General features: G+C 35.9%; 15 protein-coding genes and 4 pseudogenes. 1 reads left to right on the top strand and 18 read right to left on the bottom strand.

Annotated features, from left to right (window positions below; translation table 11 throughout):
- Window positions 1–61 precede the first annotated feature (61 nt).
- Window positions 62–586: a hypothetical protein gene (locus tag AHMF7616_RS25235; RefSeq protein ID WP_147275793.1), complete on the top strand. Its 525-nt coding sequence runs from the start codon at window positions 62–64 to the stop codon at window positions 584–586.
- Here the strand turns inward: AHMF7616_RS25235 and AHMF7616_RS25230 are convergent.
- The 18 genes and pseudogenes from AHMF7616_RS25230 to AHMF7616_RS26580 form a co-directional block, all read right to left on the bottom strand.
- Window positions 579–788: a hypothetical protein gene (locus AHMF7616_RS25230; RefSeq protein ID WP_115375783.1), complete on the bottom strand. Its 210-nt coding sequence runs from the start codon at window positions 786–788 to the stop codon at window positions 579–581. The two genes, AHMF7616_RS25235 and AHMF7616_RS25230, sit on opposite strands and share 8 nt — an antisense overlap.
- 160 nt (window positions 789–948) lie before the next feature.
- Window positions 949–2,103 (bottom strand): annotated as a pseudogene (locus tag AHMF7616_RS25225) (Shedu immune nuclease family protein).
- Window positions 2,104–2,159: 56 nt separating this feature from the next.
- Window positions 2,160–2,417 carry a hypothetical protein gene (locus AHMF7616_RS25220; RefSeq protein WP_115375782.1) on the bottom strand — a complete coding sequence of 86 codons (258 nt, stop codon included), beginning with the start codon at window positions 2,415–2,417 and terminating at the stop codon, window positions 2,160–2,162.
- 145 nt (window positions 2,418–2,562) lie between these two features.
- Window positions 2,563–3,225 carry a DUF4276 family protein gene (locus tag AHMF7616_RS25215; RefSeq protein ID WP_115375781.1) on the bottom strand — a complete coding sequence of 221 codons (663 nt, stop codon included), beginning with the start codon at window positions 3,223–3,225 and terminating at the stop codon, window positions 2,563–2,565.
- A complete protein-coding gene (locus AHMF7616_RS25210) occupies window positions 3,222–4,334 on the bottom strand; it encodes an AAA family ATPase (RefSeq protein WP_115375780.1) in 1,113 nt (370 codons plus the stop codon). Before AHMF7616_RS25210 ends, AHMF7616_RS25215 begins: the two co-directional genes overlap by 4 nt.
- 518 nt (window positions 4,335–4,852) lie before the next feature.
- The gene (locus tag AHMF7616_RS25205) at window positions 4,853–5,659 is read right to left on the bottom strand and encodes an SIR2 family protein (RefSeq protein WP_158546256.1); all 807 of its coding nucleotides are present in this window, start codon (window positions 5,657–5,659) and stop codon (window positions 4,853–4,855) included.
- A 1-nt stretch (window position 5,660) separates the two neighbouring features.
- Window positions 5,661–6,692, bottom strand: coding sequence for an argonaute/piwi family protein (locus AHMF7616_RS25200; protein ID WP_158546255.1), 1,032 nt, complete (start codon window positions 6,690–6,692; stop codon window positions 5,661–5,663).
- Between the two features lie 50 nt (window positions 6,693–6,742).
- Window positions 6,743–7,711 carry a hypothetical protein gene (locus AHMF7616_RS25195; protein ID WP_115375777.1) on the bottom strand — a complete coding sequence of 323 codons (969 nt, stop codon included), beginning with the start codon at window positions 7,709–7,711 and terminating at the stop codon, window positions 6,743–6,745.
- A 323-nt stretch (window positions 7,712–8,034) separates the two neighbouring features.
- Window positions 8,035–8,643, bottom strand: a complete 609-nt coding sequence (locus tag AHMF7616_RS25190) for a recombinase family protein (protein ID WP_115375776.1) — start codon at window positions 8,641–8,643, stop codon at window positions 8,035–8,037.
- Window positions 8,644–9,200: 557 nt separating this feature from the next.
- Window positions 9,201–10,166 (bottom strand): sensor histidine kinase, encoded by a 966-nt coding sequence (locus tag AHMF7616_RS25185; RefSeq protein ID WP_147275792.1) that lies wholly within the window; start codon window positions 10,164–10,166, stop codon window positions 9,201–9,203.
- 41 nt (window positions 10,167–10,207) lie between these two features.
- Entirely contained in the window at window positions 10,208–10,549 is a 342-nt protein-coding gene (locus AHMF7616_RS25180; RefSeq protein ID WP_115375774.1) for an ATP-binding protein, read from the bottom strand.
- Complete coding sequence (locus AHMF7616_RS25175) at window positions 10,549–11,316, bottom strand: SpoIIE family protein phosphatase (RefSeq protein WP_233507802.1); 768 nt, start codon at window positions 11,314–11,316, stop codon at window positions 10,549–10,551. The genes AHMF7616_RS25180 and AHMF7616_RS25175 overlap by 1 nt, the downstream gene beginning before the upstream one ends.
- A gap of 56 nt (window positions 11,317–11,372) precedes the next feature.
- Window positions 11,373–11,573 carry an ATP-binding protein gene (locus AHMF7616_RS27345; protein WP_233507801.1) on the bottom strand — a complete coding sequence of 67 codons (201 nt, stop codon included), beginning with the start codon at window positions 11,571–11,573 and terminating at the stop codon, window positions 11,373–11,375.
- Window positions 11,563–11,975 (bottom strand): annotated as a pseudogene (locus AHMF7616_RS27985) (anti-sigma regulatory factor). The gene AHMF7616_RS27345 and the pseudogene AHMF7616_RS27985 overlap by 11 nt, the downstream one beginning before the upstream one ends.
- A pseudogene (locus tag AHMF7616_RS25165) lies at window positions 11,959–12,355 on the bottom strand (STAS domain-containing protein). Before AHMF7616_RS25165 ends, AHMF7616_RS27985 begins: the two co-directional pseudogenes overlap by 17 nt.
- 8 nt (window positions 12,356–12,363) lie before the next feature.
- Window positions 12,364–13,162: pseudogene (locus tag AHMF7616_RS27980) on the bottom strand (STAS domain-containing protein).
- 253 nt (window positions 13,163–13,415) lie between these two features.
- Complete coding sequence (locus AHMF7616_RS27975) at window positions 13,416–13,571, bottom strand: response regulator (RefSeq protein WP_394335790.1); 156 nt, start codon at window positions 13,569–13,571, stop codon at window positions 13,416–13,418.
- 472 nt (window positions 13,572–14,043) lie between these two features.
- Window positions 14,044–14,321, bottom strand: a 278-nt coding sequence (locus AHMF7616_RS26580) for a hypothetical protein (protein ID WP_158546254.1), incomplete at its 5' end; no start/stop codon positions are given.

Genomic DNA, 14,321 nt, shown 5'->3' with positions numbered 1-14,321 from the left:
AATGCTAAGCGGCTGCCCTGATCCCGGTTGTTTGAATCCAAACCCCAAGTACAGCTTCGGGGTGACTGCAGCTTTTACGCCAGATAAAGATAAAGTGCAAGTAGGTGATACTATTTATTTAGTATCCGAATTTCCTAGTACCCTAACTCCCATTGGTAGTCAAGCTCCTGTAGATTATACAAATGCAGCAACTATTGGCAGTGCTATTACCATTGTAGAATACTTGCCCAATAAAGAACGTAAGTGGTATGTGTATGACTTTGACTTTATAGCTATGAAGGGCGAAGCATTTAATTCCACAAATATACCCGTTCCGGAAGCAGCTGAAGGAGTTAGGTACGTGGAAACGAATGGTAAATACGAAATGAAGATTGCCATTGTACCGAAGAAGAAAGGTAATTATGCTTTTTTGTTGAGTAATGCATACAGCGATAGTCGTGCGATAAAAGGGAAAGATCGTTGCGACCGGGCTACTTTTAGCATCAGCTTACAAAATGATCATCAGGCAAGTGTTGCTTTAATGGAAAAGTGGTCGGATGGTCCAGTAGGAGAGCAAGGTAATGTTTATGCTTTTACAGTTAATTAGCTAATTTCAAAAAAGCTGTTTCAATATATGCTGAAACAGCTTTTTTGAAGCTTATTGTATTGTAGTTTATTAAATATTTGATTGCTGCAATTTTACCGAGAACATCTGTTATAAAAAAAGCAGCAACAATCCAGGCAAGCTGGTTATTAGACAATATGGTTATTAATAAGAAATATAAACTTGCCATTAATATTGATTTCATTACGCAGTCATTGTCCTAATAACTAGTATTATGTTAAATAGAAAGCATATTATATTAATTATTATACAAATAATTGATCAATATTTTTGTTTCAACTGCAAAATCGCTGATAAAAATATAAGATTTTAATTTCTTACTTAATTTATCTCTATTTACATCCTTAGTTTTCGTTATTGTGTACAATAAACTTTGCTCTTTCGTAAAGCTCATCAAAAGTTATTATTTCTGGATTTGTAGTATTCTTTCTATATAGTTCAAAAGAACGATATTTGTCTTTGTTTATACCATGTTCGCTTGAAAATTCGCTTAAATTCCCTATTACTAGATATGATTTTGGTTGATAATTAAAAACTTCTTCTCCAGTTGGATTTCCTTCCTGATCTTCAGTAATTATTTTTTCTGATAAAGACTTTATTGCTGAAGCAACAGTACCTTAAATTTGAGCTACGGCTCCAGCTAATTCTCTTGAAGGAGCCCAACAGCCTGAACGATAAGGTTTGTTATCAAGTAAAGGTGTAGTATTTGTTTTAATTTCAACAAAACATAAATTTGATATAATACCATTTGTCTTCATTAAAGCATCGACACGTTTTCCATAATTATTAACATTATGGCCTTGAACAACTTGTTCTAATTTCTTATCATCAAGACTCGACAAGAATATATAACCTAACCCATATCCAAAAACCCATTGATTCTTCTCAAAGAATTTTTGCCAAAGAGATTCATCCGTTAAATTGTTTTTGGTCTTTGCATTTTCAAAAAAAATTCTATCTGATAATAAATTTTGGTAATTTCCAAGTTGCTTTTTACGATATCCTATTGCAACAATATCTTCTTTCGTAATTTCTGACCTTATTATTTGAGTAAAAATTTCTTGATTATCATGTAATAAGCTTCTAGCTTGATTATCTGAAATTATCAATTTTTTAAGCTCTTCATCACTTATATTGATTGGCTTACTATCTGCAAGCTTTACATGTTGAATATTCTTTAAAAATTCAAAAAGTTTATTTATTTCATCTCCGATAAAAGCAAAACTTGCATTACGCGGTTTGTCCGTTCCAACTGAATAGCCTTGAATATTCAAAACAAAAATTCTTCTGTCATCTTCAATGAATTTTGCACTTATATAGGATTGTGCATTTATTCCATGTCTAAGCACAACTTCATCTTTTATTATACCAAAAGCATACGTATCGGGTGAGTTAATCACCTTCGAAGCAATTCGTATTTTCCTATTTAAATTGCCAAAACTCTTTAAACTAGGACTTATATAGGTTTTACCTTCCTTTGGATTTTCGTAATTATCCATTTCTTAATTTTTTCTGTGAACGGTAGCTTAATTTATAATGTAAAATGAACCTCTTGCTAACAGTGGTATTTTTTATTGAACTCTAGTTTAATCTTGTTCAGTTCCACTCCAACTTCATCATTTTCTGGATATATAACTTCATTCGGCATAGGTAGAAAAAATGTATCCCAAAATTTTCCATCAGAATTATCAACAAAAAATTTTGCTACCATTCGGTTTGCCAAGTCGTCCCCTTGGGTCTTTATAGGTCTAAAAGGATATTTGCCAACTAAGTACCCTTCCTGATATCTTGGTCTAAGTGCTTTTATTGGCATTATGTTTTGAAGCTTTATCAAAACTATTTCTGAATCAGAATAATATGAAATACTTTAATTGGGGTTCACCCATAGCAGGTTGAAGTACCAGACCCCCATTTTATTAGGATCAATCTGTAAGTATTCACTAAATTGGATAGTTTCATTAATTTTGCTGCATTCTTTGGGTTAAAGCCTGAATCCAGTTATTAAACCGAATACAGCGTTGCATAATAATGGAAAGTGATATTTCAGTAGCGATAACTGGACCGTGTAAGGTCTTCTTGTACCCTGGGATAAGTTTTTCCAATCGTTTAGATGGGGCTGTTTCAGCTCCATCGTTCAACATTTCCGGATTATCATGTTCCTGTACAGCGCTGTACAATTGTTGCTTGTTTGCGTCCGATAAATCAGGCAAATAATCAAACCCAGCCGTATGGGAAAATAATAATCCTTCAAACTCATGCAATTGAATATAAGGCAAAAAACGGTGGCTATTAATATCGTTAGCTACAGCATTTTCCAAAAAATCAACTCGTTTATATTTGTCAATTATAGTTTGGGCTTGAGCATATTCCGGAAAATCTGTTCGTAATCGGAAATAATCAATTAAAGAAGTTACAATTATATCTTGTTCCCGTTTTAATAGGTTTTCGGCATTTAGCTTATAACGTTGGTAAGTAACATCTCCTCCTTTAAAACCAGGGCTAGTGCTCATTAAAATTGCCCTTACATCATATATGCCTTTATCATAAAAATAATGACTGAGCACTTCATTGATAAACTCTTCTTCGGTAGGTCCTTCGGCTAAAATGTATAGTCCTCTCATCTGGGCCGACCTCCCAATACATTCTTCTCCCAAAGCTCCCCTAAGGTGTAATCCTTAAGCCATTCACGAAGACTTTCCTCCGACTGACGGGTAAATACTGTTTGGTTGTCCCTTCGGTCTACTACAATAATATCATCAGCAGAGAATTCATCTACCAGGTTTACCGATTGAGTAGAAACGATTATTTGTGATTTAGAAGAAGCACTTTTTATCATAGCGGCTAGTTTCTGAATGGCAAAAGGGTGCAATCCTAATTCTGGCTCGTCTATTATAATGGTTTTTGGAATATCTGGTTGTAGTAATAAAGTAGTTAAAGCAATAAAGCGCAGAGTACCATCAGATAGATTATGTGCATTAAAATATTCGTCGGACCCTTTTTCTAACCAGTTTAAGAAAATTACGTTTTCGTTTTTAGCATCAGGCTTTAAATTAAACCGATCAAAAAACGGCGCCACTGAACGAATGGTGTGCTCAATCATTCTAAAATGTTTGGGATGAGTATCTTTGATTTTAAACAGATAGGCAGCTAAGTTACTGCCATCTTCTCGCAAATAAGCGTAATCCTGCGTTTTTGCTACTTGCTTCAAAGAGGAATTTGCACTCGTATCGTGAAAGTGAAATACTTTAAAGTCCTCAAAATAATTACTTAGGTAAAAACTGCGATCTGCCCCGTGGTCTTTTAAGTTGCTTTCAGGTTTACCAATAGTATCTAAATCCATGTAATGCCATTTTTCACCGTAATGATAAGCGAAGACATTATAACCAGCTGTTTCTTCCTCAAAATAGAATCCGCTGTCTTGAGCTTGTGGTACTAACTTAAAATCATATCGGTTATTAACATTATTATCATTTGGTTTAAAAACAATGCCCCCTGCTAGATATTCAGATACTTTACGGCCAAAATATAAAATACGATCTTCATACCCATTATCTGCTACATATTTACGAAGTCTTTGTTGGTAAATGCTGTTAAGTAATTTAAAAAAACTGATGAAATTACTTTTCCCCACTCCGTTAGGCCCAATTAAAATATTAATCGGCTTAATTGATATTCTCTCACTATCACGAATGGATTTAAAATTTTCTATGTAAACACTTTCTATTGGCATTCTTTTAACTCTTCTAGAGCTTTTACATAATTAGTAATAAATATCTTAGAATGGTAAAGACTTCTCACCTTGACTTTCAAAATCTTCAATAAGCTTTAAAAAAGCCTCACCTGAATTATTAAAAAAACGATTAAAGAATTCTTTTGTACCCATTCTTAAATAATATAAAGCTTCGGATGGAACTTGTTTGATGTTGAATTCAGGCAATTCTGAATAAAAAGCATTCCGTTGTATATCTTCTATGTAATTAGTTAGGATTTTCTTTGCTTCTGAGTTATTTTCATTAAGATGGCAACCATACAGATCATGATCTATAAAATGATCTACCTTTAAGGGTGGATTAAATGCAAAAGATGGATTTACTATGATGATCTTTTTGTTTTTATAACCACCATCTTTTACAGCTTGAATAAGTAAATTATTTATATATGGATCAAAAAAACTATAGCCAATAATAAAAAAGTAATTTCTTTCTTTTAATTTATTGCTAAAATTTTGAATTAGGCTGAAAAAAGGTTCTACAGAAAAAACTTTGTGCCATGCCCAAATATTATAACTGGATCATGTTCAATTCTATTTTCTCCTTCGATATCTTCGTAATATTCATCAATATCAGATTTTTCTAAAACAGTTCCATCTATAAGCCTGGTCCAATCTAATGACCCATGTAATTTGTATAAATTAATAATATTAAATTCATCAATACTATCAGACACATTAAATCCTCTCCATTCGCCACTATAGAATCCTCTATATGGCTTCGCTTTTTGTTCAGAAAAATGTTGTTCAATTACCTTGTCATAATTCATAGAAAAAATATCAAAGGTTATTCTTTTATCTGTATTTCTTTGAAAGAAATCATCAAGTGGCTTTAAGAAATCTGTTTGTTTAACTTCAAGCCATTGGGGAATAAGCTTATTTTTAATTGTATCTTCAATTTTATGATAAAGGCCAAACTTATTTTGCTCTTTGAATTGAGCTTCTAATCTAAGAAGTTTATCAGCCCAATTACCAGTTACAGGATAAGGTAAAAAATTATCTCGGTTCTTTATTCTTCTGATTAAAAGTGCTAATTCTTCAATATTAGGCTGCAATGAATATTCTCTATTTACTTCCCAAGTTTTCCATTCTGAATGATAATTTAAACAAGTAAGTAAAAACTTTATGGTTTCTCTTTCGATTTCTGTAAAAGGATCCTCCTGATTCAAGCAGATAATTTCAGTCAACGCTTTCAGCATATCTCCTGACATTTTGCAACCAGCATCATAGGAAGCACCAGCTCCAAATATAAATAGGCTTTTATCTATAGCTTGTTTAATATCCATATTAAATAAACCAAGCTGTTTTTTGTGAAATTCGGTTTTCAGGAATCCTACCATTTTCAAAATGTACTGCAAACTCAGCAATCATCTTTGAATACTGAGTTGTCACAGGTTGACTTTTTTGTTTAAGTCCTTTCCAATACAATCTAGAAAACTCATAAACTTGACTCAGTAGCTCTTTATGGCTAAAACCCCCAGTTTCAGTATTATACAATTTAACTTTGATAGGATACTCCTCTGCACTAATTGGTTTAAGTGGATTTTTCCAGTATCTTTGATTATTGAATAACAGATACTCGTTACTAGTTTTTCTTAATCTAACAAAAGTTCCACTAATGGGCATCCCGTAATTAAACTTTACATCAAAACATATATCTGTACTTACTTTTGTATCATTTACTTCTATCAATGCAAAAGGAAGATTAAACCTGAATTCATCTCTAATCAACTTATCAATCCTATCTACATCTTCTTTGCGAGGTGGTTTATAGTAATGTATGACTAGTCGATCCGGAGGATTATTTTGGTTAGCTTCTAAAAAATTTTGAATCGAGTTCTTTAAAGCAATTATTAAGTCATTTCTATTATTGCCATTAAAGGATTTAACATGCCTAAGCTTTCCACTATTATCAAAATAGACAGCAGTTCCTAGAACAAGATTTTCTTCAAAATATTCTTCATTAAAACCAACAACTAATTCATTATATGGTTTTCTTTTAAGTTTCCAAGGTATGCCACCAACTTTAGCTAAAATGGCAACAGAAATATTAGGAAGATGATAATGAAAATTTGCTCCGTTTATTTTTGTACTATCTATTGATTGCGAAGCAATACTTTTTTTTAAAAGTTTTTCTTTTATTAAATAATATAATTTGTTATCTGATAAATCTGCAGATTCTTTTGAGAAAGGTAAAATTACCAATGCAAAGTAATCCGCATATGATTCATTTGTCAGTACGCCATTTATAAAATTATTGAATTCATTTAATAAAGATTCTTTGTTTGAATATTGCAATCTTTCATTAGCAATGTTCACAGAAATACCAGCATAGCTCAATAATCCTGGATAATGTTTATAACCTTGCTTTATATATGAAAAAGATTGTTAGCTTGTTCTCTATTTTGATAAATAAATAAAATTTTTAAATTGTCTGCTATTCCATTTGGCACCTCGTAAGGCCCACCATCTCGCATTCCACTTGCCGCATTAACGTCAGTCAAGCCCTTACCAAATAGTATTTGGTTTTTATCAAAATCCACTTGATCAACATCAGCTGGATGCACTGTTTTGAATCCTCCACTCTCAAATCGTAATCCATTCTCATTATCAGATTCATTTAATAGTATAGAATAGATGTCATTAATAGTTTTAAAATGATTTTGATAAAAATATTTTTGAGGTTTATTTCTAATATTTAATTGTTTTCTTTTGTCTGCATTTGCTATAATTAATCCATTTTGATTTCCAATGTTGAATTTTGCTCTTTTTATGAATCCATCTTCTGAATCTACTATTTTTAAATGATCAACTTCACTATTAAAGTCATGTTTAATATTACTTATTAGAGTATCAGTACTTCCGATACTTAATGATATTTCATTTTCATATGGAAATATTACAACATCAAATCTAGTATAAATAGCCCATTCTGAGTTATAATTATTTGTTTTTTGAAAAATTGCAAGATCTACACCTGTAGGAAAAGGCTCTATTAAGAAATTTTTTAACGAAAAAATCTCTATTAATTTTTTTTTAATGTAAGCTCTCCTTAAAAATGGTAATTCTAAATACTTTATGTCTAATTTTTTAAAGTAAGTATCAGGAGTATGTGAGTTATTGAAATCAAAATATACTTTAGACTTTGCATTATCATGAACTTCTGGTAGTTGTTGCTTTAAATGAAAGATAATGTTCTCAAAGTCATTATTGGCAATTTTACTGAACAGAAAATCTGCATTTTTAGAGAACAATAATGGTTGCTTAACACTTAGTGCCAAAATAAACTGTTCTATTGAAATCTTATATTTTAACCTATTTATGATTAAGCTACTCATGTCTTTTATTAATCGTTTAAATTCAACCTTCTATATTTGCATAATCGTGTTAGTCATGTAGTACTGGTCAACAATGATGAACTTTATTTAACCGCACAACGCTTTCAAGATTATTTCAATTGATTTCAGGTTTTTCCAATTCTATTAAAGATACTGTTTAAATCCTATTTAAATATATTTCCTTTTGATTCTTCAGGCCTTCTCCCCTTCTGTAAACTAATTATTAAAACTTGGAACTGAAATCTTTTAAAAATATTCAACTATGCTTTTTCAAATATCTCTTTTTCACTTTTGGATTCAATTACAAACTGAATAGATATGAATTATTGACTTTTTCTCTTTTTTACAAATCCCTTTACATCCACACCTGCAAATTCTAATATTTTATAAAGTGTAGGTTGGCTTTTAATATGGAACATGCTACGAATTTCCTCGGTACTCCTATTATTCTTCTCGTACACTTCTTTCACTTCTGGTGCTATTCTTTTATAACGTTCGTTTAAACCTGAAGGCCTCCCTCCTGTTCTTCCTCGTGCCCGAGCGGAGTTTAAACCAGCTTGGGTTCTTTCCCTAATGATGTTGCGTTCATGTTCTGCTAGAATGCACATAAATTGAAAGAACAAATTACCCATAGCAGTGGTTGTATCAATGGCTTCGCTCAAGGATTTTAGATTTACTTCTCTTTTCTTCAGCTCTTCAACTAATTGTATTAGTTGCACAGTATTTCGTCCCAAACGATCCAGCTTCCAAACTACTATCGTATCCCCCGGTCGGGCATAGTCGAGCAGCTTTTCAAATTGTGGCTTGCTGGCTTTCACACCCGAGATTTTATCGGTGAATATTTGTTTGCAGCCTTCGCTCTTTAATGCGTCAAGTTGTAAGTCTAAGTTTTGGTCAAGGGTGGAAACCCGGGCATAGCCAATCTTGGTCATCTATGTAAGAAACTCAATGGAAGAAAGTAAAATACATTTAGAAATAATACATAGCAATATAAACAAAATTTTAGTAAACGCTTCAGTTATTTGGCACTGTGTAGAAAAACCCTCGTTTTTTTACACAGTGCCAAAATCGTCTATTCTTCTCTTTTGGGTTATATCGGTTAAAAATTATAATTAATGTTTTGGATACTTACCCAAGTATAGCAATTGTTTTTATCTCACGAATACCGTCTAATAAATGCAAAAATGGTTTTGATTTGTGAGATGATCCTTTGAGATTGGATATACAGCAAAAAAGACCTAGTGTAACCAGGTCTTTTCAATATCTTTTTTCCGTCGTTTCGTGAGACGAGTTTGGTCAACGCATTTCTATACAACTCAATTTTAAGTAGCTAAATAGAGGTCCTAGAGAAAAGCTTTTCAAGTTCATGCTGACTTACGTTTAAGCGCCATATTTCGTCTTTCCATCTGCCTTGTTGTCTTTCTTATTCAACGGGGCTTGCACCGTCAATTGATTTTCGGATGAGACATAAGTAAAATATATCTTTAATTCAGGATAAAACCAGTTCTGCAATCGGCCAAGTAAAATGAAAAACGGTGCCATTCCTACCCGTTGATTCGACCCAAATAGCGGTGCCCTTTAACTGCATAATTCTATTAACAATAGACAACCCTAATCCGGTGCTGGAATTGCGGTGCCGGCTACCTGTTTGGTAAGCTTCAAAGATCCTATTTTGATCCTCCAAAGGAATGCCTTGCCCATTATCAGCAACAGATATTTGCAGAAAGGAATCTACCCGCTGGCAGCTTACTTGAATCAACCCGTCCGGTTTGTCATTGTACTTAATGGCATTACTAAGTAAGTTGGTAAAAATCTGTTGCAGGTAAATTTCTTCGGTAAACAGAACGGGTAAGTTTTCAGTTACTTCGATTTTAATGTGAGCTGGCCCGTTTAAAAAGCTAATAATTTGCGGTAACAACTCTCCTAAATCTACTCTATTTTTATTAATGGTATGCCGTCCCATGCTGGAATAAGCTAATACATCCGTAATAAATTTATCCATGGTTTTGGCTTGGCCCAGTACCATCCCGATGGACTTCTTTACATTTGTAAAGTTATTTTCCTCTAAATCCTCGCTTATAATACTCGTTAAGGATAAAATATTAAATAAGGGAGATTTTAAATCATGCGAGATGATGTAAGCAAATTTATCAAGCTCTTGATTAATAGCCGTAAGTTGCTCGTTAGCTAAATTTCGTTCCTGTAATAGTTGGGTTATCTCGTGATTAGAAGCTTGTAACTGCGTATTTAAATTTTGAATTTCGGTTAACTGATGCTCCACTTCCATATTCTTTAATCGTAGCTGGTCGAGTAGTTCTAGCAGCTGCATGTTTTGATTTTTTATCTCTACGTAGGGAGAAACGCTTGCTTCGCTGGCAAAATGTTGAATCCAGCCTTGTATGATAGCATTATTGATGGGCGGATGGTTATGAGGGATGGCTTTATGCAGCTTCACCTGGGTTCCTTTTTCACTATCACTTTCAATAAACAATTGTTCTACCAGTTTCTTAGAATTATAGATACCCAGCCTTTACTAGAGTATGGCCGGTAATGGTTCGCTAACAATTCTTCGACGTTGGCAATGCCCCGGCCCCGATCACTGATCAACGCCTCTAAAAATAATCGTCCTTTATTTTCTATAAGGTTAAACCCAATCTGACCGTGACCCACGTGTTCTAATACATTGCGGCAAATTTCCGATACAGCAGTAGCAAATTTCGTCTGCCCAGCCATCGGTAAGCCACAAAATCCCGCTAATTGCATGGATCGTTTGTAGGCTAAAACCACGTCTAGCTCGTTTTCTATCTTTATTTTAATAACTTCCTTTTTCATTTTCATTAGGGACGGGTTCGGCCCACCAGCACTAAGGTGTCATCCGTTTTTCGGGTAAATTCTTTATAAATTACCGCCGCAATGATGCTGGTATCGTGTTGCAGCAAGTCCGGGTATTTGGTCAAATCCCACCGGCTTTTTAAACCATCGGAATGCAAGATCAAAATCTGCGTATTGTTCCAGACTATTTGATGATCATTAATGGTATTAGGCAGATTATGCCCCACGATGCCATTGTAAGACATCACACTTTTTGCTCCATCCGACGCCAAGACTCGGCCCGCGATATTACCTACTCCGCAATAAGTGAGCGTATTACTTTTCAGGTCAATACTGGCAACGTTCATCACTGCGCCCCGGGTTTTGAGCATATCGCTGTGTATTTTCCGAAGCAGCATACCGGGAGGAGAGGGCGTTTGCTTTTGAAAAGAAGCTACGGCGGCACTAGCAGCGATGTGCGCATTCTCCCCATGACCTAAACCATCAACCGCTAGAATTTGACAAACCCCGTTTTGTTGCACCATGGTCCAGCCATCACCGCATTCGGATTCACCCGGTTTGGCTACCATGACCGCGTGGAAGTCAAATTTACTGCGTTGACTCGCTTTGGGTTTCTGACCTTTCTTATACAAACGGGCCAAAAGCACCGTCCCCGACTCCCGGCGAGAGTAAAGATCAAATTCGTCGGCTACGCGTTTAATCGCGCCTAAGCCTTCTCCCCGGGAACCATAAGTAGAAGTGCCATCCTCCAGCATTCGCTTGGGATCCGACATCCCAGGCCCTAAGTCCAAGCAAAGTATTTCAATGCCTATAATTTGATTTTCATTGGTTATCGGTTTGGCCAGAATCTCCCCCCCTTTGGCGTATGCTTAATCAAGTTACTGGCCATTTCGGCAATGACAATATTAACTTTGCCGATTTCTACTTCCGAAAGCCCAAAACTGCTAGCCAGTTTAGTAATATCCCTTTTTACGATATTTACAAAACTTCGATCTACCAATTCAAACCGCACGTGCAAGTTATAATCCATTCTTCCAGCGTATGATCGTTACCGTGGTTCCTTTTCCGGGTTCGCTTTTAATATCAAATTCGTTGGATAAGCGCTTTGCTCCGGGCAAGCCTAAGCCTAAACTGCGCCCCGTTGAGAATCCATCCTGCATGGCTAATTTTAAGTCTTTGATGCCAGGTCCTTTATCCGCAAAGGTTAGCCGGATACCTTTAATGTTATTTCTAACAACTACTTCTATGGTACCGTTCCCCCCTCGGCATAGCGGAGCATGTTGCGCACCAGTTCACTAGCGGCGGTAATAAGCTTCGTTTGCCCCACTAGACTCATGCCAATTTTGGCCGCTAATTCTTTCGCTCGGTTCCGGTACAAAATGACATCGGGCTCCCGCTTTATCTCGAAGTTTTCCTTAGATAATGTCATCATAGAGATCTTCCTCGTCGGTTGGTGTAGGGCCAATTTTTTTACGAAGAAGTTCCATCCCCATCTCTACGTCTAAAGCCGTATGTACCCCGGACAAGGTTAAACCTAATTCTACTAAGGTTATAGCTACTGCCGGTTGCATGCCTACTACTACTGTTTCGGCATCCATTATTTAGACATAGAAGCAATATTGCCCAGTATGCGCCCCATAAAAGAATCAACGATACTTACCGCCGAAATATCAATCAGTACGCCCCGGGCTTCCGTGCGACTGACCATATTCATTAAATCACTTTCCAAGGTTAAAGCCAGGCGATCGTATAAATCGACCTGGATGGTTACGAGTAAAAACTCGCCATTTTCAGAATGGGTATTCTATCCATGACAATATCTAACCTTGAAATTTCTTTTCGCCCCGACGTACTTCTATATTCAGCATGCTATAAGCTAATTTAAGTGCACTGGCTAAGGAGGCTTTGGTATGGATATTAGAAAGATCAATACCTAAGTGCACTATGGTTTGGGCAATCTCGGCGCGGATACCGCTGATAATGCACTCTGCCCCCATCAGGCGGGTGGCACTTACCGTTTTGATTAAATGTTGCGCAACCAAGGAGTCAACCGCGGGTACGCCTGAAATATCCAGAATAGCAATCCGGCTACCGGTCTCCACAATTTTCTCCAGCAAGTTTTCCATTACAACCTGGGTGCGGGCGCTATCCAGGGTACCAATAATGGGTAGAGCTAGAATGCCTTCCCACACCCGAATCACCGGGTAGAAATTTCACTGATCTCATCGGTTTGCCTTAAAATAACCTCTTCTCTTCCTTTGATAAAAGTTTCCGTGGTGACAATACTCAAACTATCAAGCATATTGCTTATCTCAATAGTCTCCTGATAAAGTAGTTGAAAATTATCCTTTAGCTCTTGTTGTAAAATCTGGTTAAAGGTTTTTTTGAGACTAAATACAAAGAGGCTAGTTTCCCGAGGCGTAAAGCCTTGGCGCGCCCGAGTAATGGACAAGTCACTTAATATATCAATAACTGGTTGTAAAGATTCTGCTTCTAAATCTGTGGTACCCATATTTAATGCCTTTAAAGGGCATTTAGTAAGTCCTCGGATTGGGGTTTGGAGATCGTCATTCGAAATTAAATCTTCCCGAAGGTAGCGTCCGCCAGCTGATTGTTCATCCAGGCTTCCAAAATTTGTTTTTTCTTTTTCTTCAAGAAGAAATGGTTGAAGATTGCATAAGTTAGTTGAGTGAGAGTAAAAGGTATATATGAAGCAGATCCAAAACTTAATTTTGTTATCAGCTGACTCTAAAAATGTGATCTTCAAATTTAGCTATTAAGTTATCAATACATATTAATTTATATAGATTCTTTTGCTATTAACAAGTAATTAAGTGCCGTTATGTAGTTAGCGGTTTTTCAATACAATCAATTACCGGGTAATTATTAGCCCGGACCAGATCCATGTGATGTCTGAAACTACTAACAATACGATCTTGATATCCGCACTACTTAAATCGGCCGATGTTTGAAGTTCGTCTAGAAATTCAAAACCATCCATAACGGGCATATTCAGGTCCAGTAGAATTAATTCCGGACATTCTTCCTCTTGACATACGCGCTTTACAATTTGTAGGGCTTCTAATCCTGAGCAGCCGTTAAAACATCTACTCCAATCCCGGATTTCTTCAGCGTTCTTTGGGTTAAGAAAGTAGCAGTAGCATCATCATCTACCAACAATATTTTAATGCTATTAAATTTACGCCTGATCAGGGTACCATTGCCCTTACCCTAGAGGAGCGGGAATCTACGATCTTTATCACCGTAGCCGATAATGGCATTGGTATCCGGAATCTGTACAAGCTACCTTATTTGATAAATTCACCAAAGCCCGTCGTCCCGGTATTCGGGGAGAAAAAAGTGTCGGCTTAGGTATGTCCATCATCAAGAATATCGTGGAATTACACGATGGCCGTATTTAGTTTGAAAGCCAGGAAAATAAAGGCACTACTTTTTACATTGAAATACCTAAGGAATAAATTACCTGTCCGATAAGTACGTTATGTTAAGTGAGAAAAGTTTGATCTGGCTCTGTTATTAGCATTGATTAACAGAGCAACCTTTTCGTACTTATTTCTCCTACATAATTGGTAGACCAGGTACACGTTGAGGGTCGGTAACCAGCCGTGTTGCTGGTAAGCCGCTCCCACTTCCCGGTCAAGTACCTGGTACAAGCCTTTAGCCAAAACCGTCCGATCTATCCCCGGGCGATTGGACGAAAAAGAACTACTCGACGTGATGACTTTAGCCAGGCTAAGCTCTCCATCAATGCGCCACC

Origin of the sequence: Adhaeribacter pallidiroseus (genome assembly GCF_003340495.1) — a bacterium.
In the GTDB taxonomy this organism is placed as follows: domain Bacteria; phylum Bacteroidota; class Bacteroidia; order Cytophagales; family Hymenobacteraceae; genus Adhaeribacter; species Adhaeribacter pallidiroseus.
The sequence above is the reverse complement of the archived record's forward strand: the minus strand, read 5'-3'. Positions and strand labels throughout refer to the sequence as shown.

Excerpts from the sequence above, each read along its gene's own strand:
- AHMF7616_RS25230 (WP_115375783.1), bottom strand. The coding sequence starts at position 788 with ATGAAATCAATATTAATGGCAAGTTTATATTTCTTATTAATAACCATA.
- AHMF7616_RS25220 (WP_115375782.1), bottom strand. The coding sequence starts at position 2,417 with ATGCCAATAAAAGCACTTAGACCAAGATATCAGGAAGGGTACTTAGTT.
- AHMF7616_RS25215 (WP_115375781.1), bottom strand. The coding sequence starts at position 3,225 with ATGAGAGGACTATACATTTTAGCCGAAGGACCTACCGAAGAAGAGTTT.
- AHMF7616_RS25210 (WP_115375780.1), bottom strand. The coding sequence starts at position 4,334 with ATGCCAATAGAAAGTGTTTACATAGAAAATTTTAAATCCATTCGTGAT.
- AHMF7616_RS25205 (WP_158546256.1), bottom strand. The coding sequence starts at position 5,659 with ATGGATATTAAACAAGCTATAGATAAAAGCCTATTTATATTTGGAGCT.
- AHMF7616_RS25195 (WP_115375777.1), bottom strand. The coding sequence starts at position 7,711 with ATGAGTAGCTTAATCATAAATAGGTTAAAATATAAGATTTCAATAGAA.
- AHMF7616_RS25190 (WP_115375776.1), bottom strand. The coding sequence starts at position 8,643 with ATGACCAAGATTGGCTATGCCCGGGTTTCCACCCTTGACCAAAACTTA.
- AHMF7616_RS25180 (WP_115375774.1), bottom strand. The coding sequence starts at position 10,549 with ATGAAAATGAAAAAGGAAGTTATTAAAATAAAGATAGAAAACGAGCTA.
- AHMF7616_RS25175 (WP_233507802.1), bottom strand. The coding sequence starts at position 11,316 with ATGTCGGATCCCAAGCGAATGCTGGAGGATGGCACTTCTACTTATGGT.
- AHMF7616_RS27345 (WP_233507801.1), bottom strand. The coding sequence starts at position 11,573 with ATGGATTATAACTTGCACGTGCGGTTTGAATTGGTAGATCGAAGTTTT.